The sequence below is a fragment of the Deinococcus aestuarii genome, assembly GCF_018863415.1.
In the GTDB taxonomy this organism is placed as follows: domain Bacteria; phylum Deinococcota; class Deinococci; order Deinococcales; family Deinococcaceae; genus Deinococcus; species Deinococcus aestuarii.
In genome coordinates this window covers 14,343-35,573 of the sequence record NZ_JAHKSN010000018.1, presented here as the reverse complement: position 1 = coordinate 35,573, position 21,231 = coordinate 14,343, and the positions used below count along the sequence as shown (strand labels likewise).

11 protein-coding genes are annotated in these 21,231 nt (G+C 66.0%); 8 read left to right on the top strand and 3 right to left on the bottom strand.

The annotated features are described in order from the left end of the window. Window position 1: 1 nt before the first annotated feature. Entirely contained in the window at window positions 2–2,293 is a 2,292-nt protein-coding gene (locus IC605_RS18015) for an NACHT domain-containing protein (protein ID WP_216327385.1), read from the bottom strand. Between the two features lie 1,087 nt (window positions 2,294–3,380). Between IC605_RS18015 and IC605_RS18010 the strand changes: the two genes are divergently transcribed. From IC605_RS18010 to IC605_RS18000, 3 genes are all read left to right on the top strand, one after another. Beyond that, window positions 3,381–4,217, top strand: a complete 837-nt coding sequence (locus tag IC605_RS18010) for a tyrosine-type recombinase/integrase (protein ID WP_343216660.1) — start codon at window positions 3,381–3,383, stop codon at window positions 4,215–4,217. A gap of 238 nt (window positions 4,218–4,455) precedes the next feature. Continuing rightward, window positions 4,456–6,795 carry a hypothetical protein gene (locus IC605_RS18005; RefSeq protein WP_216327383.1) on the top strand — a complete coding sequence of 780 codons (2,340 nt, stop codon included), beginning with the start codon at window positions 4,456–4,458 and terminating at the stop codon, window positions 6,793–6,795. A gap of 5 nt (window positions 6,796–6,800) precedes the next feature. Continuing rightward, window positions 6,801–8,009 carry a hypothetical protein gene (locus tag IC605_RS18000; RefSeq protein ID WP_216327382.1) on the top strand — a complete coding sequence of 403 codons (1,209 nt, stop codon included), beginning with the start codon at window positions 6,801–6,803 and terminating at the stop codon, window positions 8,007–8,009. Between the two features lie 155 nt (window positions 8,010–8,164). Here IC605_RS18000 and IC605_RS17995 read toward each other — a convergent pair whose 3' ends face one another. Then, complete coding sequence (locus IC605_RS17995) at window positions 8,165–8,686, bottom strand: DUF1684 domain-containing protein (RefSeq protein WP_216327381.1); 522 nt, start codon at window positions 8,684–8,686, stop codon at window positions 8,165–8,167. 255 nt (window positions 8,687–8,941) lie between these two features. Between IC605_RS17995 and IC605_RS17990 the strand changes: the two genes are divergently transcribed. The 4 genes from IC605_RS17990 (at window position 8,942) to IC605_RS17975 (ending at window position 15,941) form a co-directional block, all read left to right on the top strand. Further along, window positions 8,942–13,978: an ATP-binding protein gene (locus tag IC605_RS17990; RefSeq protein ID WP_216327379.1), complete on the top strand. Its 5,037-nt coding sequence runs from the start codon at window positions 8,942–8,944 to the stop codon at window positions 13,976–13,978. Between the two features lie 361 nt (window positions 13,979–14,339). Beyond that, a complete protein-coding gene (locus tag IC605_RS17985) occupies window positions 14,340–14,729 on the top strand; it encodes a hypothetical protein (RefSeq protein ID WP_216327377.1) in 390 nt (129 codons plus the stop codon). Next, the gene (locus IC605_RS17980; protein WP_216327374.1) at window positions 14,726–15,451 is read left to right on the top strand and encodes a DUF6575 domain-containing protein; all 726 of its coding nucleotides are present in this window, start codon (window positions 14,726–14,728) and stop codon (window positions 15,449–15,451) included. The genes IC605_RS17985 and IC605_RS17980 overlap by 4 nt, the downstream gene beginning before the upstream one ends. Continuing rightward, window positions 15,432–15,941 carry a hypothetical protein gene (locus IC605_RS17975; protein ID WP_216327371.1) on the top strand — a complete coding sequence of 170 codons (510 nt, stop codon included), beginning with the start codon at window positions 15,432–15,434 and terminating at the stop codon, window positions 15,939–15,941. Before IC605_RS17980 ends, IC605_RS17975 begins: the two co-directional genes overlap by 20 nt. Before the next feature lie 6 nt (window positions 15,942–15,947). Here the strand turns inward: IC605_RS17975 and IC605_RS17970 are convergent, their stop codons facing one another. After that, entirely contained in the window at window positions 15,948–17,276 is a 1,329-nt protein-coding gene (locus IC605_RS17970) for an IS701 family transposase (RefSeq protein ID WP_246581015.1), read from the bottom strand. Between the two features lie 75 nt (window positions 17,277–17,351). On the opposite strand from IC605_RS17970, the gene IC605_RS17965 reads away from it, so the two are divergent. Next, on the top strand, window positions 17,352–21,230 hold the full coding sequence (locus IC605_RS17965) for a restriction endonuclease (protein ID WP_216327367.1): 3,879 nt from the start codon (window positions 17,352–17,354) through the stop codon (window positions 21,228–21,230). Window position 21,231 lies beyond the last annotated feature (1 nt).

Below are 21,231 nucleotides of genomic sequence, written 5' to 3'. Positions count from 1 at the left end.
ATCATGCGCCCCATGACTTCGCCAGGGTTGCCACCGCACGCCGCACGTCAGGATCCCTGGCCTGTCGGAGCTGCTGGAGCACCTGTCCGGCCTCGCCCCGCTGCGGCCCGCCCCACGCGGCCTGCGCGGCGTAGAACTTGACCCACTCGTCGCGGTTTCCCAGCCACGTGTGCGCGCTTCGCAGGGCACGTCTCGCTGCCGGCGTGTCCTGATACTTAATGGCGAATGCACAGTTCACGCGGACAATCTCCCGTTTCTCCTCCACAGACCGGTACCGGAAGACCTCAATCAGGCGCGTAGCAACACCCACCGAAGGCCGAAGCAGGGCCACGTGGCGCAAGTCCGTCAGAACGCGCGGATCGTCTTGCAAGACCAGTTCCAGGCTTTCCACGATGAGGAGGTCTGCCGCCGCCGGCTCCTCGCCCACGAGCACGCGGCCAGCCAGGGAATTGCGTTGCCGCACCAGCTGGTCGAGCAGCACGACGCGCTCCTGTTGCGGCAGCAGCCCCAACGCGATCTGGCACGGCTGATCCAGGATCTCGGGCAGTGTGGCCAGCCACTTGTCCAGCGGAGCGGGCAGCGCTTGGTCGCCTGGCCCGAGCAGCTGGACGGCGCGGATCAGGGTTTGGGCCAGGCTGTAATCGAAGACCGTCTGGTGCAGCCACTGCACCTCGTTCCGATCCCGGCTGACGGCCGACTCGCCCTCCACGCGGGTGAAGGTGAGGTAGTTGTCCGACAGCAGGTCGGTCCAGACCGCGGCCACGTTCGCGTCTGACGGGAGCTCGTGCGTCTGGATCAGGGCCGTGAGGCCGTCGGCCACGCCCTGGCGGGCCACCGTGACCGGCAACGTGAGGTAGCGCTGTGACGTGACGCCGCGGTGGGCGACGGTGCTGAGCACAGACTCCCGCGTGTGGTCGTCGAGGTACGGCGCGCGCCGGGTGACCGCGGTTCGGCCCATGCGCCGGATCAGGCGCTGGAGCAGTGTGCCCTTGTTGCGCGGCACCTCACCGGTCGCCATGAAGTCTTCCACCAGGAGCTGCAGGTGCAGCGGGAGCCGGGCGAGGTGCACGAAAGACGCGGCGTTGTCCCACAGCGCCCGGTCGTCGATGCGCAGCTGCGTCAGGAGGGCTTGCGCGCAGTCATGGTCGCCGGGGAAGCGCCGGATCACGTAATCATGCACCTGCGCCGCGCTGAGTCGCGCTGTCTCGTAGGTCACCGGCGGGTGCTCCTGATCCGCGGCGATGAAGGCGGGCTCGAAGTCCGGGGTGCGGCAGGACACGACCACCCGGTGTTCGCCCAGGCCCTGGAAGAACGCGTGGATGTCCCGCTGGGCCTGTCCGCGCTCGGCCGGCGACGCGGGAAGTTCGTTCAGGCCGTCCAGCAAGAGGAGGAGCTGGCCGCCCTGGAGCAGGGCGTTCACCGCGTCCTGATCTGCATTCACGTGCGTGAACGCGCGGGCGATCAGGTGGCGGATGGGCGTGTCCGGCGTCCAATGCTTGAGGTCGACCAGCACCGGGGCGTAGGAAGTTTGGCCCCCCAGCCAGCGGTGCGCGTGATCCAGCGCGATGCGCCACAGGGTCGTCGTCTTCCCGGATCCGGATTCGCCCAGCAGAACCGTGACCTTCGCCTGGGCGGGCAGGTCGGTGACCGGCACCTGCGGCGGACTGGCAGGCGCGGGGGGCGACGCGACCTTCCCGCGGGCCGGTGGGGGCCGCTTCAGAGCGTGGAGGTCGAATTCGTAGGCGTCAGCCATCAACGGCGAGTACTGCTCACGCCACACGCGGTACGCGTTTTCCAGGCTGCGGACGTGCGCCTCCAGGTCGACCGGCAGAACCGGCCGCCTCATGTGATCGAACGGGAACAGCCCGGCATGGTTCTGGCGCAACTCCGGGTGGAGATCCGCCATGGTGGACAGCCACTGCACGTCCCGGATATCGAGCGCCCAGCCATAGGTCTCCCGGACATAGACGCGGGCCTTTTCCTGCTGAGCGACAACGGGCTGCTGGTTGGTCACGAAGACCACCCGGTCGCACGGGTGGCCGAGGTTGTGAATGCGCTTCAGGTCTGACAGGAGTTTGCGGTTCCAATCTTTGCGCAGGCTGAACGCCGCGATCACCTCGGTGCCGTCCGGGGCGGTGCCCACCGCGTCCCGTCCTCCATCCCCGGGGCCGCCGCCACCCAACTGCCGGAGGTACGTCAGGCCGTCGCGGACCAAGGCGTCCATGCACAGGCGCTCGAATCCCAAGGCGTCGGTGATCTGAGACAGCTGGAGGGTGGTCGCGGCCGACGGCACGGCCCCAGTCTTCCGGACGGCGAGAGGACGCGCAAGCCGAGGTGTCGGCGGTGATGGCGGCGCCCTCGTCCGACCGCAGATTCAGGGCGCGCGTGTCCTGCCTGTGACTCCCCAGGACGGCACGTGCTTGTCCCCACGACCGACCCACAGTGCGGTGGGGCCGGCCAGCGCGCATTCGGGCACCGTGAAGCGCAGGTCCCGACACCGGCATGCTGGCCACCGTCCGCGTCCCGAGCGTGACGGCGGCGCCCGCTGGAAAACGGCCGTAGGTGGTGACCATCTCCCCCGGAAGGGCCGGCGAGAGCGACACTGCTGTCAGGTGGTACGTCGCCTACGGCGCGCCGTCGCAGCCCGTGAGCAGGAACAAGAGCTACCACTGCTAGGCGGTCCGTGTCAAGGCACCACCAGCGTGCGGCTTGGGCTGAAGGGGTCGGCCTGGGTCAGCGCGGTGAAGGTCACCCCGACCACCAGTGGTAGGTGCTACATCTTTCAGGGCAGTACGCCCGCGGCCTAAGCCGCACCATCAACGATTCCCTGACGAACGCCTCGGTGGGACGACTGATCAGGGTCGTCCGGTCCGCACCGGACACCTTCGTTGCGACCGCGGTGTACTCGACCCCGCAGGGACCGTGGGTGGAAACGCTGACCATGGCGCTGGGCGTCAGGGCCCGACTGATGATTCAACCGTTCAACCCCAGCCGGCGGGTGGTGGCGAACTGCACGTTCCAACTCCGGCCCCGCTGAGGAATATGCTGGAATATATACAAAAGAGGCCTTTGCCTCGCTTTCCAAATTCCCAACTTCCCGGCAAACCCGGGCAAGAAGAGAGGCAGAGGGACGGTTCAGACGTCACAATTCCAAGCGCCCGCGCTTGTGTCAGCGTCTCCCAGTCAGGTCTCCCTGCTCCCGCAGCAAGTCCTCCTGCTCCGGCCCTTGCTCAAGCTTGGAAAGAGGCACCTGGAAACATGAGGAACTGCCTGCTTACTCCCCCCATGCATGCCTGGGTACCTGCCGGAGCCCTGCACAAGCAAGGGGGAGTAGATTGCCGCTGGGAGCGGGTGACCCTATTTGTATATATTCTGAGGAGGTGACCGCGTCTCCCCTCCCCCGTCTATGGCGCACCCTGGAACGGGGCGATCACGAGGCCTTTCTCGACCTCATCGCTGGAGGGCTTCCCGGTCACTTCGGCAGTGCCACCCGCAAGAACCACCTCTCCTCCCTGCGCGCCTACCTCCGCTGGACTGAGGAGGAGAGACGCAGTGTGTTGAACGCCACGCCCCGGGACGCCCACGCCTACCTCGGCCTCCTGGTGCAGAAGCACACCCACGCGCCCGCCACCATCCACAACCACCTCACCCGGGTCCGCGGCCTCTACGGATTACTGATCGAGCACGGCGCCCACCCCGGTCCCAATCCTTTCGTGGGGTTGAAACTCCCCAGCAACCGGCCCGAGGAACACCGCGAGTTGTACAGCGAGGATGAGGTGCGGCGGCTGGTGACGCATGCCAGTGTTCGTGACCGGGCCCTGGTCCTGCTGGGCGCCCAGGCGGGACTCACGGGTCCTGAAGTTCTGCACTTGACCTGGGCGGATGTGGACACCCGGGCGGGGCAACTCAGTGTCCTGGGCCGCACGGTCGAGGCCCACGGTGAACTCCTCACGGCCCTTGAGGTGTACGGCCGGGAGCGGGGGCACACGGAACTGTTCGCGGCCACCGGGCCCGTGTTCGACCTGAGCAGTGAGTACGAACTCCGCAAGGTCGTGTACCTGTTGTGCCGACGGGCCAATGTGCCCTACAAGGCCTGGCGGGCGCTGCGGAATGCGGCGGGGCTGCGGCTGCTGCAACGGACGGGTGACCCCCGAGCCGTGGCGGCCCAGCTCGGATTGGGCACCCTCAAGGCCGTCGAGGTCTGGCAGAAGCTGTGAGGGGTGCAGTAGGAGTGCTGGTCAGCCAGCGTGAACGCGCCCTGCCGCCCGTCTCTACCGAACTCGTGGAGGAGCAACAGCCGGGTACTTTATCCTCAGCCACCAGAGGTCCACCGTCACCGAAAGCCCTGCCCTGTCTCTTCCTGCCCGTGAAATAGCGGCCCTGCTGCGTGGTTACTCCGCCGCCGAGGTGTTGAGAACGGCCGCAGGCCTGCAATTGCTTCCCGGGCATGCCCACATGCTCGCGCAGCTGGAAGCGCTCGCCGCTGGCGCCTGTGCGTGCCGTTCAGGAGGACGCCGTCCGGCACGCGAAGAACTCCAGCAACTTCTATGCTCCGAACTGCTGCGGGATGGCCCCATCGCCTGGCAGGACGATCCCCACGAGCACCACTTCACGGAGCTGTTCGACTTTGACGAGGGGCCTTATCTGGTCTTCCCAGGGGCGACGACTGGGGGGCCGAGCGTACTGGCCAGCCTGGTCGGCGCCATACGACTCGGCTCGGAGGCCCTGCCCCGTGGGTTCGTCCGGGAGGCGCACCGGCTCGTCGCCAGCGTCCTGCGCCTGTCCGACACGGTAGCCCGGCGCGCCAGCCTCTCCCGCCTCACTCCACCGTCCGGGCCCCACTGGTTGGCGGACGGGCCCGTGCACCCCCAGCTCCCCGACTCCGCCACGCTCTCCCGCGTGAGGAGGGCGATAACCTTCAAACGGACGGAACTGGCCGCCCTGGTCGGTCTTGTGGGCGCGAGGGAGCTGCTGCTCCACCTCGGTCTCAAGCTGGGCAGCCTCTCCCCCGCCTCTCCCGCAGGCCAGGGGAACCCGCTGCTCCTGCGCCCCCTGGTCCAGGGCGGACAGGAGGTGGTTGTCGCCTGTCCCCACGCGCTCCTCGCCGCCACCGTCAGGGCCGTCGTGCGTCTCGCGCAAAAACACGGGGTCAGCGAAGCCCTGACGGCCTGCGTAGCCCAGGCAAGCGAGCAGCGTACGGCTCTGGCCCTCCACCGTCTCGGTGTTTCCCAACTTGACCTGCCTCTGGAGGCCTCACCCTTCCCGGGCGCCCGGCAATCCCTCCACCTGCTGGATGCCGAACTCCTGCTTCACGTCGTCGTCCTCACGGAACCTTTCGCCGGGGTCAACCCTGCGGAACCGGTCGGGCACTGGGAACTGGACCTGCCGGACGTTCGCCCAAGCCTGCCCCCTGACCTGCCACCACACGACCTCCTGACCCTCGTGGTGGTCGGCCACCTGGGGGACGCGTTTCGTTTCAGCATGGCCCCGGTACGGCGAGCTTCGACGCTGCTGCTGGAACTGGACGATCTGGAGACCTTCGCCACCGCCTACCGGGAGGAACCCCTCGCCCTATATCGCCTGCACCGGAGCCAGCAGGCTCTGGCCGCTGAGGTCGAACTGCAGATCAGCTCGCCGGTGGAACTCCTCGCCTTCTGCTGCCAGCATGAGTTCGTCCGGTCGTTCCCGTTCGAAGCAGGAACTCCGCTGCTGCTCGGCTCGGCGCAGGCCGCGGAGTGGCGCCGCGAGGTCAAGGCGGCCAGTGACCGGCACATCGTGCCCTGGCTGGACGGCGTCTCGCTTCTCCCCGTCGAGCGGGCGAAGGACGCCCCTCCCGGCGTCTACCTGCCAGTCGTGTCCCCCTGGAGCCGCAGCGCCATGGTGGTCAAACACGAAGGAACGGCGGTTTGGGTGCTCGACGGGGACGGGCAAAATCTCGTAGAAGGGTCGGAGGTCGCGGAGCCACAGGATGAGGATCCAGACCGACCGACAGGTGACGTCGTTCAGGCCCTCGCCGTGTGGCTGCCGCAGCTTCTCCCGCTGCTGCCGGAGCTCGGGCGCCCTGCCCTCGCCCTGCTGGTGCATGCCCAGCGAGACCGGTCCAAACCCCACTTCGGCCTCTTCGCGGACCGAAAGGCCGGCCTGGCCCACCTGCTGCTGGGCCAGGACTTCGCGGAGTTCCTCGGGGAGCCGGACAACACGGCGGAACGGCACCTCCTCGCGGCCGCCCACCACGTGCTCTCCGAGCTGGTGACCGGACGGCCGCCGACGCCGGAGCAGACCCGCGCCGCCGTCGAGCGCGTCGCGCCCCGAGGCGACAAGCGCGTGATCTTCTCGGTGCCTCTCGGCCTGAACGCCGAACTCGATCCCCGCAACCTCACCCGTCCCCGGCTGGTCCAGGTCGCCGAGTGGCAGGCCGCGCAGGTGATGGTGGGCCGAACGCTCGCCTCCGAGTCCGGCTGGACCGCCGGGCCCGTTCCCCGGCTCGACCGGAAGATCATGGAGAAGGCCAACGGGCTGCTGTTTGACAAGCTGCGGGGGCTCCTCGCCACCTGTGACGGACCGGCCCTGCTGGAGGCCCTGCTCTCCCTGTACGAGGCCCTGCGGCACGACGTCGCCTGGCTCTCGCACACGGGCGTCACCCGGCAACTCGCGTACGGCCCCTATGCCCGGCGAATCGAGGGCCAGCATCACATCACGAGTACGGCCCTGCGCTTCCTGATCGAACTTGTGGTGGCGGAGCGGAACCCCCGGCGGGGCGGCGGCCCCCGTCCCTCCTGCTCGTGGATGAGCTGATCGCCATGGCGGTCGCGATCGTGGACTACGGGGTCGCGGGGGACGCCCTGCAACACGGGTTGGGGAGGGTCGAGGCGGAGTACGGCCCGGACAGTGCCCTGCGGGTCCAAGCACCCGACTACGCGGCCGCGAGTGCCGACCAGGCCACGGTCCTCTTGAGCCGCAGCATGGAGGCGAACAACGCCGCCCGCTACCGGCACTTGGAGGCGGAGGAGGAGACCGAGCCGGACTGGAGGCTGGACTGCATCGACGAGGTCTGCCGGAGCCTGTACGGGTTGACGTTCCGGGACCTGATGGGGTTTCTGAACGAGGTACAGAACATCGGCGACCGGTTCGAGGGGCGGAACGCGCGCCTGCCGCTCCCCGAGTTCCTGCGGGTGTTGCGGGAGCGGTCGGGCTGGCCGCTCGGAAAGGTCCTGCTGGCCCTGGCCCCCCTGGTCCTGACCCCGCGGCCGGACTTCCTGGCCCCGCCCGAGCCCTACCGGCCCTCCGACGTGTTTCCCTGGCAGTTCAACCGTGAACTGTCCCTGGCGCGTCGTCCCCTGCTGCTGGTTCCCGGCACCGCGGGGGAGGAGATCGTGTGGGGCAACCGGGTGGTGGAGGGCGCGAAGCAGTACTGGGCCTCCAGCCTGTTTAGGGACGGGCGTCTGTCCATTCCCGATCGGGCCGCCCCGCTGCGGCCGCAGGCGTCGCGTGCCCTGAACCGGTTGCGGGAGGCCGCGGCGGTGACCTTTAACGCCATGGTGGCCGAGGTCGCGTGGCGCCACGGGTGTGAGGTACGCCAGAACGTCCGCAAGATCGGAAAACTCCGACTGGTGCTGGACGGGGGCGATCTGGGAGACGTCGACGTGCTCGTCGTGGACCGCCACCGGAGGCGGGTGTGGGTCATCGAGTGCAAGGACTACACGGTGGCCCGCACGCCGGTGGAGTTGGCGAGTGACGTCGAGGCGCTGATCCGGGGGAAGCGGCGGGCCAGGGGCGGGCGGGAACGCGCGCTCCTGGAACGGCACCAGCGCCGCGCCGACTTCGTCGCCAGCCGTCTCCCCGAGGTATTGGGGGAGTTTGGCATGACGGATGAGGGCTTTTGGACCGTGTCGCCGGTGTGTGTGATGAGCACCCAGCCCTTCGACCTGATGACGCAGATGGCGGCGATCCCGCTGGTCTCTGTCGAGGAGCTGGAGGCGCTGTTCATGGGGCCAGCAGACCAGACGTGAGGAGGGAGCAGGGGGAGCGCTGAGCAACGTTCTGGAGCACGTCCTGATCCCCCGCAAAGCCAATCAGCTCTCCCGGCCCGGGTTATGGAAGCGGCTCATCTCCTGCTCGGCCCGCACTGCCCGCGCGACACGGAGCCCAGCTCGCCGGGTCCGGCTCAGTGGGCGTCCCTGTACCTCTTCTCTCCCACGGGGACGAGAACCGACAGCATGTTTTCCGCTGGCGGCAGCGTGCAGTTCCAGCGGTCCCCATAGGCACAGTAGGGGTTGTAGGTCCGGTTGAAATCCAGGGTCACCCAGTCGTCTTCCCGCTTCACCTCCAGGTACCGGGCCGCCCCGTAGGTCTCCCTGCCGCTGGTGGCATCCCGGAAGGGAATGAAGGCGTGAGCCGGTTCCGTCAAGGAGGAGAAGATCGTCAGCTCGGCCTCCCCTTCCGGGAAGGGAACCGAGACCCTGGCACTGCGCAGGTACGGGCGATTCTGCCCCTTGCTGGTAGACAGCTCGACCGTCTCCGGATCCGCGAGCCAGTCCGGCCGCAACCGAAAAACATAGCGGTCGTCGACCTCGAAATATCTCGTCCCCGTGAAGGCTGGGCGCTCGTCGTCCGTCAGGACCTCGTTCCGGAAGTAGGCCTCACGGTCCCGGCGCTCAGCTGCCACGTCTCTCGCGTCGTCAGGCATGGTGCCAGTGTAGGGACGAGCTGCGCGCCCCGTTGCCTCGGATGTGCCGGCGGGGCCGCGGGGGCAGCTGCCGGCCGTCCGAATGCCCCGTCCGGGCACTGGCCTCCTGAAACAACCCCGGCTGTAGAAGGAGGCGCAGTATGGCTGGACGAATGTGCCCGCGCCGATCCCATCGCCCAGCATTGAGGCCCCTGAGCCCCGGGGAGGCCGACATTGATCCGGCGTTCGCCCACGCGGCACCGGTAAGATCGTCGTGTGTCCGAGCCCCGCTCCCAGGTCAGCAACCCGTTCTCGACGGGAGCGGGAGGACCGACCTTCGAGGCCAGGGTTCAGACGGCCTTCACGGTCCACCTGCTCACCGGCACCTACGCGCCCTGCCTCCCGACCTGGCCGATCGTTCACCTGAAGCTGCAGGGCCGTCATCAGGGGTATGAGACCGACGACTTCATCGCCACCGTGGAGGACCCGGCCACCGGGCGCCGGGCCCGGCTGCTGGCCCAGATCAAACACGACGTGTCGTTCACTGCCGGAGATGCGGTCCTCGCGGAGGTCATCCAGGCCGCGTGGAATGACTTCCGGAGCGACGGCTTCGAGCGGGGAAACGACGCCATCGCCCTGATCACCGGTCCGCTCGTGGCCGCCGACCAGCGGACCGTGCCGCCACTCCTGGAGTGGGCGAGGTTCTCCGAGGACGAACGCGACTTCCTCGGCCGGGTGGCGACGGCCCGGTTCAGCAGCGAGGGGAAACGCCGGAAACTGGAGGTGCTCCGTGCGCAGCTCGCCCGGGCGAACGGCGGCCGGGAGGTGACGGACCGTGAGCTGTGGGACTTCCTGCGTCACTTCCACGTCATCGGCTACGACCTGGACCAGGAGTGCGGGGGAACGCTCCAGTCGATTCTTTCGCTCACCGCCCAGCGGTCGGACAGCCCTCCCCATCTCGTCTGGTCCCGTGTGCTCGACCACATCGGGTCCCTCGACATGAACGCGGGCGTCGTGACCGTCGACAATCTCCCGGAAGACATCCGGGCCCTGTTCGACCATCTGGGGCCGCTGGACACCCAGCGCGACCTGCAGCGGCTCGCGGAACGCACGGAATGGGTTCTGCGAGACATCAGGACCGACATCGCCGGGGCACATGTCGAGCGCGCCGAGCTCGTCCTCGACCTGCTGACCCGCGTCGGGAGGCATCCGTATCTGCTGATCGGCGGCGCGCGGGGAACCGGGAAGTCCGCTCTCGCCAGGGAGTTGGCCCGCAGGTGGTCGGGCTCGGCACCGGTCTTCGCCCTGCGGACGGAGCAGCTGGGCAAAGCGACCCTCGACGAGGTTCTCACGGCCATGGGCGTGACGGCGAGCCCGGACCGCATCGCCGGGACCCTCTCGCTGTCCCCCACCAAATACCTGATCCTCGAGTCGCTGGAGAAGGTGCTGGAGCTTGAGGTGACGTCCGCCTTCGAGGAACTGCTGGCCTTTCTTCAGCAGTCCGGGGGCTGGGTCGTCGTCATGACGGCCCGCGACTACGCCGTTCCCAAGTTGCTGTGCACGGGGCTGGCGCGGTACCTCACCGCCGAGCATGTCGCCACGATCCCGAACTTCACACCGGAAGAGCTGACGCAGCTGATCGAGGCTCAGCCCGGCCTCGCCGAGGTGGGCTGGAACGAGAGGTTGTTCGAACTGCTCCGGAACCCCTATCTCGCTTCCCTGGCGGTTCAAGCAGTCAGCAGAGGCGGCGAATTACGTGAGGGCGACGGCGAACGTGAATTCCGGCAGCTCGTCTGGTCGTGGGTCATCGAGGGGCGCCGCCGCGGAGAGGATCTCCGACGACGTACGACCTTCATCGCCATCGCGCGGGACCGGGCGAAGCGGATGGTCTACGGTGTTCCCCAGGCCGACTACGACGCCGACGCCGTCGTGGGGCTGGAGGGAGACGGAGTCCTCAGGCAGGAGCAGGGGTTGGTCTATCCGGCCCACGACGTGCTCGAGGACTGGGCCATCGAGGAGTTCATCGACCTCGAGTACCGGCGGTCGCTCCGGGCGGACGCGGCGTTCCTTGAGGCGGTCGGCAGCGAGCCAGCGATGGTCCGGGCCTTCAGGCTCTGGTTGCAGCGGGCCCTGGGTGAGGAGGCCGACTTCTCGACAGTTCTCCTGTCCTTTCTGAGGGAGCCGACCATCCCCGACCACTGGCAGGACGAGGTGCTGGCGACCATCCTCCTGTCGGACCATCCGGCTGATTTCCTGGGCGCCCTCCAGGGCGACCTGATGGCGAACGGCGCCCGTATGCTCGACCGGTTGTGCTTCACGCTGCGTGTCGTGGCTCAGACGCCGGGCGAGGTCGGTGGTGACGAGCGCCTGGCGTCGCTCCGACCCTACGGACAGGGTTGGCAGGACGTCATCGCCTTCCTGCAAGGCCGCCCCGACGCACTTCCGGAGGCGCTCCTGCCGAACGTCGTCGCGCTCCTCGAGCAGTTCGCCCGGGCCATTCCACTGGCCGGTGATCCTCCGGGAGGAAGCCGGGAGGCCGGGCTCCTGGCGGTGCACCTGCTGCGGGTCCGGCGCACGGATCACCGGAGGAGCCCGCTCACGGAGACGCTGCTTCGTGTCGTTCTGCGGACGGCGGCGGCCACGCCCGACGAATTTCGCCACTTCCTACAGGAGGACATTCTGACGGAGGGTCGGGACCGTGCGGGCTACGCCAACACCTTCGAAGACATCGCGCTCAGAGGGCTCGAGGGCGCCTTTTTCGCGAAGTCACACCCGGACGACCTGATCGCCCTGGCACGCTGGACATGGACTGACCATGACGAGGACGACGACGCTCGGCTGCGGTTCGCACCTTATGGACGGCGGGACATCGACGACATCTTCGGCCTGGGAGGGACCCGACACGATTACGGCCTGGTGAGTGGGGCCAAGGGGCCGTTCGTCTGGCTGCTGCGCTTCCACTTCTGGAAGGGGTTGAACTTCATCCTCGAGCTGTGCAACGAGGGCGTCCGCCGCTACGCCGAGTTTCTCGACGGGACCCCGGAGCAGGATCGGCACCACGACATGTGGGAGGTCGAAATCCCGTTGAGGGATGGCAGTACCAGGCAGGTCTATGCCTCGCCTGATTTGTGGAGCGCGTACCGCGATCTCGGCAATCTTCCCGGAGTCGTCAAGTGCGCCCTCATCGCCCTGGAAAACCAGCTCATTGAGTTTTCCGAGCAGGCCAGGGGCACCGAGGTTAGGGAGCAACTCCGCCACGTTTTCGACCACATCCTGCGGCACAGCGACTCGGTTGCGCCGTTTGCCGTGCTGGGCTCCCTGGCCACCGGCTTCCCCGGACTGTACGGGGAGGTGGCGCTCCCGATCCTCAGTGTGCTCGAGTTCTACCAGTTCGACCTGTCCCGCAGGACACACGACAGCAGCAACACGTCACGCCTCTCGGGGATGGCGTTCCCAGGCGATGAACTCTCCTTCCTGCTCGCGGACGAACGCAACCGGTCGAACGCGAGACCGTGGCGGAGGGAGGGCCTGGAAGACCTGATCGTGCGCCTGCAGTTCTCAGAGTTGCAGGAACAGGCGTTCGCCGCCGTGGATGCCGTCAAGAGGGCGTGCCGTGGGACGGTCAGCGAGCGCTTCCTTCTCCACCGCATCGACGTGCGGGAATGTGAGTTCGAGGCCGGACCCGAGCCGGGGACCGTCCTCGTCCGCGGAGGCCCGCTCGCCGAGGATTTGAAGAGGCTCCAACAGGAGAACGGGGAGACGAACCGCCGATTCGGCGAACTCTGGGCGGCCGGAGAGCCGGGTCGTGCGAGGAAACGCGGGGGAGTACCGAAGGATGAAGGCCCCGCCACTGTGGCGTTCGCGAGGGTGCGGGCGGCCCTCCAGTCACTGAGCACGGAGGAACAACGCTTCATGCACAGGACGCGTCTTCTGGAGAGCGTCGCCGCCGTATTTCAGGCGCACCACTCGGAGTTGAGCCCCGACGACCTCCGCTGGGCGCAGGAACTCTTCCAACAGGTATTGAACGACTTCAGCGACGAAGACGACATCCAGGGGGATACCCACGGGACTCTGGAGGACGGAAGACCGATCGCCGAGGCCCTCCCGCTGTTCCTCAGGCGTGCCCGGACGCCCGAGGAACGGGACAGGATCGTCGCCCAGCTCGTCTCGGCCCTGACCCACCCGTCCGGTGCCGTCCGGGAAGGGGCGGCCAACGGCATCAGACGTTACCTGTGGGAGGATGACCCTGGGCTGGCCCAGCAGCTCATAAATGGGACATTGGAGTACGCGCGCTTCCAGCAGAGTTCCTTTCAACGGCGCTGGCAGTTGCGCCACCATGCACTATCAGTTGCTGAGCGTACCGGACTCGCCGAGCATCTGCAGCAGGACCTGGCGACCTTCAGGCGCAACTTCCTCGCGGCCCCGCCCCCTGGGGATCTGGACGCGGTGGACTTCACCACCCACAGTCCGTGGTTCATGCTCCCCCCGTGCCTGACGGTTCCCGACCGCTCGGCGGACCCCTTCCACATCGGCCTCTACCGGCGCATGTTGATGCTGCTCGCGGAGGATGACGCGCTGAGTCGCCGACACTCCGAGGGGAACCGGGAGAAATTTCCACACAAGGACCGAACAAAGTTCGAGCAACGGTTCGCCGCCTTCCTCGCCACGCTCCCGGAGGCCCATCGGGTCTTCGGCGATACTCTCCGGCAAGTGTGTTCTACCTCTCCCAACCTCCTGCGTTGGCTCCTGACCTGGCTGTTCACCGCTTGTGAGAAGGCCGGTTCTATAGAGGAATACTGGCGCATCTGGGAGGGGCTGACGCCCGCCGTCCAGAAGTTGGCCCGCGAGCATGACCCGGAGAGTTACGGCCGAAGGGACCGGGCGGTGCATGAACTCCTCCGCGATTTCATGCATGCCGGAACCGACTGGAATCTCGACGTGGCACGTCAGACGCGCCCGCTACGTGGCGGAAAGGCGGCGATCCTCCGCTTCGTGGCGGAAACCGGAGGGCATCCGGACGTCCTCGAGGGCCTGGCCTCCCTGATCTACACCTTCCCTGAAGATTTCTTCTTGGAAGGCGTCCAGGTGCTCGCCCCCCACGTTCGGCAGGAGGACAGCCACTACAGGTTGACGGCGAACGCCACGTTCTACATAGAGACGGCAGTGGCGAGATACCTGGGCGAACATTCCGGCAGGATCCCGAGGATGGCTTACGGGGCCTGCCTCGACCTGCTGACTGCTGCCAAAAGGACGGGGTCGGCGCGGGCCTTCTACCTGCGCGAGAGGCTGCTCCGGCACCACCGTGCCGCATGACGCTCGCTACAGAATGGTAGAGCTGACCATCAGCTTGTGGGGTGAGCGGAGACGACGTCTCGGCACTCGTCTTTTGTGGAGTTCGGCACAGGCCCACATGCACTCTCCCCTGAGCAGCTCAAAGCCTATCTGGACGCCCTTCCCCCCGGCCGCTTGCTCCAGTTTGGGTGCAGTGGGCGAGCGTACATGCTGCCGGGGCCGTACGTCTCCGTCGGCCTGGACTACGCCAAATACCGCACGCATGAACGAATGAGGGCGCTCATGCAGGAGTTGTGGAGGTGAAAATCAGTGTCAGAGACGATCCAGCAGAACCCTGTGCAAGATTGCAGCGGAACAGGGCGGACGTTGGTAGTCTGCTCTTGTGACCTGGCCCCCCGACTTTCCACCCGGCTGCCCGGCGGGTTCGTACAAGCACAGCGGGCCTTACTACCGGTTCCAGACCCGGGGTAACCTCGACAACAAGAAAAATCACCAGCGCCCCGTCGACTACAAAACCTTCGTTCCTCCTGACGAGCCATCATGTGGTCACTTTGGCCTCTCTGGGTATCTATCTGAACCGGACTTAGAGGCCGCGAGGCAAAGTGAGGTTATGCAACGTGTAAAGGGTGTCAGTGAGTGGAGGGTAATGATTTATGACCTGACGCCTGAAGATGGCGAAATTGAGCACACGCCAGACTCAGAAGTAAGCCTCGAGCACTACGACCTGTGGTTGTATGACGGCGTAGACATCTCAAGGAGGGTACGCAGATGACGGCAACATTTATCCCTACCGTTGGACATTTGACTGTACAGAAAGTGTATGTGCAGTTGGATCAGCCACTGCTGTTCAGCGCCAAGAATGAAATGGGCGACCTCTACTTACTCTCTTATGCAAGTATGCGAGATGACGGAGAGCTATGGATGGTCGTCCGTATCACCCAGAGACGACTCAGCCAATTTGAGAGAGCAGAGATAGACATTCGTTCCGTATTTGGCGAGCCGGAGTTGGCCGCTGTGCTTATGGTGGAGTTCTTCGACGATGAAGCCGAAAGAACACAAATATCTTGGTTACAACCAGGAGATGAGCAACTAGAGGCACATCTGCCAGATGCTGGAATAAAGATCAAACCAATTGTGAAACCTATTGAGCATAAGCACTCCGCCCTTGGACATGTCACATATTTTGGCTTTGTATCGGATGTAGCAAAGGAGCTTCGCCGAGGCTATGACGTCCTTTCCTCAGAAGTAAAAGCAATACGCGCTCAGAATATTACCCTCACAGGAAAGGCCTATGGAAGCAGAGTCGACAGCACGAGGGAGTCAGGCTTTGTCATCAACCCCTCTCCTTTTCCTAGGGTCCAAGTTGCTAAACATGGAGTGCAAGGACGTAGATATGAAGTCAGACTTGGAAGTGGAGAACGTGGAGGAACGTTGGTTACAGAAGAGTCTGTAAGCACCAGTGTATGGTCTGAGCTTGGTAAAGCATATGCCTGAAATTAGAGATAATCTAGAGTATGTTACTACCACCTTCCCAAAGGCCAATTGGGACATGACCTCACTTCTCGGTGCTGGCCTTACGCAAGTGCAGGGAAGAGTGACTGATGCTGGTGTCTTGATCGAAGAGTTGAAGGGCGCTGCTCAGTCACGAGCCGAGTTCCAAATTAGATTTATAGAAGTTGAAAGTCAAAACGAGGTTGGAAGCATAAAAATAATGGCAAGCGCCAACTACAAAATAGATTTTCGATCCGGCATAGAGGACAATGAAGAATTAGCAAATTTAATATTCGATGATTCGATCGAATATTTAGCAGCAGAGTTGGTGGGAGAAATAGCGAGAGCTGTAAAAGTGGGGGGACTGAGAACTCCGCTCAACCTTGATCCTGAAGCATTGATCAACACTTTGAGGGGGCCACACAGAGTTTTGGCTCAAAACGATTCGGGCGTGAAAGCCTCCAGCGAGGATGAGGAAAGCCCTAAAGATTAGCATTACTTAAACACAGATTTTGACGTTGGAAACGGCTTTTAGGGGTGCCCAACACGGCGGATCACGGGTGGAAAACGCAGTGGAGGGCCTGGGGAGTGGTTGACCGAATTGCCGTCGTGCAGCAGGTAAGGTCATCAGGTCCGTCTGCCCACCACTGAACCGAAGGGCTTGGAGGTAGGTCATGGCCATCATGCAGAGCAGAACGTGGTGGTGCAGACCTCGCCAGGAGCGCCCTTCGAAGTGATCGAGCCCCAGTTCTTCCTTGAGCTGCTGGTACACCTGTTCACAGGACCAGCGCGCCTTGATGTCCCGAATGATCTCGATCTTCGTCGTCCTGGCTGAGTGATTGGTCAGGTAGTACTTGCGCTCCCCAGTGGAACGGCGTTCTCCGACCACCCAGACTTCCTCCCCGGGAAGGTGTGAACCGTCGTGCTGCTCACCTCCATCTGCCACGCGAACCCGCATGATGGCAAAACGGGCCCGCAGAGGTCCCTTGGTGCCCGTGCGCCAGGTCCGTGACATCCACTGGTGGGGCGGGAGAGAAAGCAGGAGTTGAGAAACGCAGATGCGTTTCTCATTGGGAATGGGTACCAGAAGTCTCCCCGTCTTGGACCGCCTCCCTGTCAGCAGTTCCACGTTCGTGGAGTACACCTTTTGCGTGGCTGGGACACCAACCGCCCAGGTCAACCCCCGAGCAGAAAGCGCCTGGCGGAACTCAGCGCTATTTCCATACCCGGCATCGGCCACCACCACTTTGAACGTCACACCTTGCCGCCGGACCCGGTCGATCTCCTGCAAGGCCACCTGCTTCTTGGTCAGGAATAGTCGGTGTCCCTGCGGGACACCGACCGCCGCACACCGCGGTGCATCGTCGGTCCACACCTTGGGGAGGAACAGACGCAGCGCCAGAGGAACCGGAAGGTCGTTCTTGGCGAGGGTCAGCGAGACCAACACTTGGCAGTTCGCCACCTTGCCCAGCACACCGCAATATTGTCTGGCGACCCCCACACTGCATCCGCCTTGCTTCGGGAACGCCGTGTCATCCACGATCAACACGGCGTCTCGACCTCCCACCAACCGTTGGGCCTGGCGCGCGAACACGCCCCCCAACGGTTCATCCTGCCAGGGACTGACCGTCACAAAATGGTGGAGTTGGGCGTACTCGCCAGGAGCAACATGTTCAGCTAGGGGTTGCAGGCTCTTGCGTTCGAGGGGGGACATTAAGCCGCGCAGGTACAGCGGACACCCCTTGCGGCGCCGAGTATGTCCCAGGACCCGTTGGAAGGGACGTAGGAAGCGCCGAACGGGCAGAGCATGGTCCTGAGCGACGGGCATGCTCCAGCCTGCCAGACACGCGAAGAAGCCGTCCACAACGCCAAAATCCGTGTTTAAGTAGTGCTAGAATGGGCCATGCCGACGCGTTTCGCGAAGCGGACGCCCCCGCTCACGACCGCACCTCCCCTGTTGCCCCTTGGCGACCTGGCTCCCTCCGAATTCGAGAGCTTCTGCGCCGACCTGATCCGACTCCAGCCCGGTGTGCAGCGCTGCGCCCGTTTGGGTGTTTCCGGTGACAAGCAGGACGGCATCGACCTCATCGCGGACCTCGCCGGGGGGCGTCGCCGGGTGATCCAGTGCCGACGGTGGCGCAGGTTCACCCGGAGCGACGCCGAGCGAACCCTTCAGGAGGCCCGGTACCCCGCCGACGAGCACATGCTGCTGCTGGCGAGCGTCGCCACCGCCACCCCCCGGCGCGTTCTCGAGAACGCACCCGGCTGGACGATTTGGGACGCGGATGACGTGGCCCGCGAGGTGCGCTGCCTCCCGCCGGACCCGGCGCGGCAGCTGGTGCAAACGCACTTCGGGCGGGAGTGGCGCCGCGCCTTCCTGCAGCTCGACGCTCCCAGCCCCTTCGTTCCGGCCGAGACGTTTTTCGGGCCGTTCGTGCGCCCGGGCCGCCTGTTCCGGCACGACTGGACCCTCGTCGGGCGTGACGCCGATCTCCGCGCGTTGCAGGACCAGGCAGCCAAACCGGGCGCGCGGCTCGTACTCATGTCGGCGGGAGGCGGCCTCGGCAAGTCGAGACTGCTGCGCGCGTTCAGCGACCGGCTGCGGCGCCGCGCAGCCGGCGTGACGGTGCGCTTCCTGCTCGAACGCGCGCCCCTCGACCTCGACGCGCTCACCGACTTCGAGGGACTTCCCCTCGTGCTGGTGGTAGACGACGCGCACGCCCGCGACGATCTGGAGGGTCTGCTCGCCTTCGCGCGCCGACGACAACCGGACACCCTCGTGGTCTTCGCGGCGCGGCCACACGCCGAGGAGAGGCTGCTCGCGCTCGCGCACCGGGTCGGCTTCGAGGGAGGTGAGGTGCACGTGCTGAGCCTGCAGCGCCTGTCAGGCGCCGACCTGTCCGCCCTGGCCCGGCAGGCGCTGGGCCCGTCCGCCGCACACCTCGCGCCGCACCTGGTAGCCGCGACGGGGGGCAGCCCGCTCGCCCTCGTCATCGGGGGTCAGCTGCTCGCCCGCGGCGACGTGCACCCCGCCCGACTGGAACGGCACGAGGACTTCCGCGCCGTCGTGTACAGCCGCTTCTTCGACGTGTTGCAGGGGGAGGTCACGGCGCACCTTGACCCGGCCACCTGCCGGCGCGTGCTCGCCTTTGTCGCGGCCGCCAGCCCCCTGACACGAACGGACCCTGCCCTGCTCGAGGCGGGCGCCCGCTTGTGCGACCTCACGCCCGAGGAGATCGCACGCGCCCTGGACACGCTGGAGGAGCACGGGGTTCTACTGCGGCGGGGGCGCCTCGTCAAGATCACGCCCGACGTCCTGAGCGACCATCTCCTCGCCGAGGCCTGCTGGCAGGCGGGGCGGCCGACCGGCTTCGCACGCCGCGCCTTCGATGCCCTCGCTCCGCTCGTGCCCGACACGATCATCCGTAACCTCGCAGAACTCGACTGGAGGATCGGTGAATCGGTGGGCGAGTCTACCGACCTGCTGGCGGACGTGTGGGTGCAAATTCGGGCCGACCTCTCCTCAAGGCTCCCTTGGGGACGATACCAACTCCTGCAAGCCCTGCGGCCGGCCGCCGCAGTGCAGCCGGAGCGCATTCTCGAACTGGTCGAACTGACCTTGACGCTTCACCCCGAGCTGTTGGCTGACGGGTCCGAAGTGGGCCTGTCTGTTGCGCTGCGCTCGGCTATAGCGTCCATGCTCAGGGACGTGGCGCTGCACCGCACCTATGTTCCACACGTCATCCCCTTGCTCTGGCGCCTCGGCTGTGGGGACGGCCGCGCCCTGAATGTCCACCCGGACCATCCTGTCCGCGTTCTGCAAGACCTGATCGGGCTCTCGGCCCAAAAACCCCTGGCTTTTAATGCCGCCGTGCTCGACGCTTTCGCGCCCATCTTCGCTGAGCCCGGTACACACAATCACGCGCACTCCCCACTCGACGTGACGGACAGGCTGCTCGAAACGGGCGTGCGCGAACACGAAGCAGCAGCCGGTTACTTTCATGTCCGGACCTTCTTCGTGGTGCCGGATGCCGCGGCACCTTTGCGCGAGCGTGTGCTGGACCTCGCCACGCGCGCCGCGGAGTCGGCACCGGACCGAACACGGCTGCGGGTCCTCGCAAGCGTTAAACGTGCATTGGGAGGTGCCCAGATGGCATATGGCGGCAAAGTGTCCAGCGACGTCCGTGAAGCCTGGGAACGCCAGCAGGTTCGTGCGCTCGACCGTCTCGCGCACCTCACCCGGCGGGCGTCGCCGATCGAACACGTGCGGCTGCGAGAGTTGCTGACACACACCCGCCGGTTTGCCAAGCAGGCGACGGTGCGTGACCGTGCGAATGCGCTCTTGGAGGAGCTGCACGAGGACGAGGATGTGCACCTGGTGCGGGCGTTGTTGCGCTCGTATGCCGTGCGCGAGTACCCGCCGCCTGGGGAACAGGGGCGTGAATCTTGGAAGGAACGCAGCCAACGTGCCACTCGGCAACGGACGGAGGTGGCGAAAGCGCTGCTGGCGCGCCACGGGTCGGTGGAGGACATGGTTGTGGCGCTTGAGCACGTCGTCACCAATTTGACCCGGGCAGGCGAGGATCCAGAGCCCAGTGCGCTTCTGGAACAGTTGGCGCGACTCGACCCTCGCGGGGGCCTGGCGTGGCTCGATGTGTTGTTCAGCCGACCGGACAGCGTGCTGAATCCGGGGTTGGGCTCGCTGCTCGGTGCCTCGTGGGCTGAGGGGAATGCACGCACCTCCACGGCAGCCATCCGCTTCGCTCGGCAGGGCACGGCCGTGCAGGCCGCCGGGGTGGCCCACGCCTACGCTTGGTACACCCAGGACAAGGCGTGGTCGGCGGGGGACTTCAAGGCCCTGGAAGCATTGGTGACCCACCCAGCCGCGTCCGTGCGCTTTCAGGCCGTCGACGCCTTACGGGCCCTGGCGAGAACGCGTGCGGGCGACGCGCTCGCACTCGCGTGGTCCCTCCCGATCGGGAGGGACGCGAACCTCGGTGCGCACTTCGCCTCGCTGTTCGATGACGAGCACGGTGTACCGTTCCACACGCTCTCTGAAGCAGACCACCACGCGCTCCTCGAACGCCTGACGGTCCTGCCATCTTGGGAGGATCACGTCGTACAGAGCGCCCTTGCTGCCACCGCCTGGGTGGTGCCCCAGGCCCTGGTCACCAGCCTGTTCAACCGTGCGGACCTGGCCAATGGCGGTGAAGTGGACGCCGTGCCGTTCGGCGGGCTATGCGAAGCCCTCACACCCCTGGCCGGACATCCGGAGTTGGGCCGCTGGCTCCGCACCGCAAGAGACGCCACGCTCGCCGGGGGATGGGCGACGCGCCGGAGCCGCGCTGAGGTCTACGCAGAGCTCGCCGCGCTCGACCCCGACCTCGGCGTGAACACCATCGCCGAGTGGCTGAGCGACCTCAACGAGGAGCGGTTGGAAGCGCTGGAGGCTGTCCTCGAGCACATGCCGGAGGACCTGGCACTGGCCTTCCCCGGGTTCGTGGCCCAGGCACTGGAGGCGGCACAGCTCCTGGGCGAGGCCGCCCTGGGCCGCATGAGTTCCGCCCTGCATCACGCCGCCCTGTTCGGGGAGCGGCACGGCCCCTACGGCGAGCCGTTTCCGCAGGACATCGACCTGCAACGGCGCGCGGCGGCGGCACGTGAGGCAGCCCGGCCCGGTAGCCTCGCGTGGCGGTTCTACGATGACCTCGCGCGTCGGGCAAGACACAACATCGAGCGTTCGCACGAAGAGGTCGCCGAGGCGGAGTTGCGCGGCGAGTAGA

Bases quoted from the DNA above. Each gene is read 5' to 3' on its own strand.
- IC605_RS18005 (WP_216327383.1), top strand. From the start codon at position 4,456: ATGCTCGCGCAGCTGGAAGCGCTCGCCGCTGGCGCCTGTGCGTGCCGT.
- IC605_RS17980 (WP_216327374.1), top strand. From the start codon at position 14,726: ATGACGGCAACATTTATCCCTACCGTTGGACATTTGACTGTACAGAAA.
- IC605_RS17995 (WP_216327381.1), bottom strand. From the start codon at position 8,686: ATGCCTGACGACGCGAGAGACGTGGCAGCTGAGCGCCGGGACCGTGAG.
- IC605_RS17970 (WP_246581015.1), bottom strand. From the start codon at position 17,276: ATGCCCGTCGCTCAGGACCATGCTCTGCCCGTTCGGCGCTTCCTACGT.
- IC605_RS18000 (WP_216327382.1), top strand. From the start codon at position 6,801: ATGGCGGTCGCGATCGTGGACTACGGGGTCGCGGGGGACGCCCTGCAA.
- IC605_RS17965 (WP_216327367.1), top strand. From the start codon at position 17,352: ATGCCGACGCGTTTCGCGAAGCGGACGCCCCCGCTCACGACCGCACCT.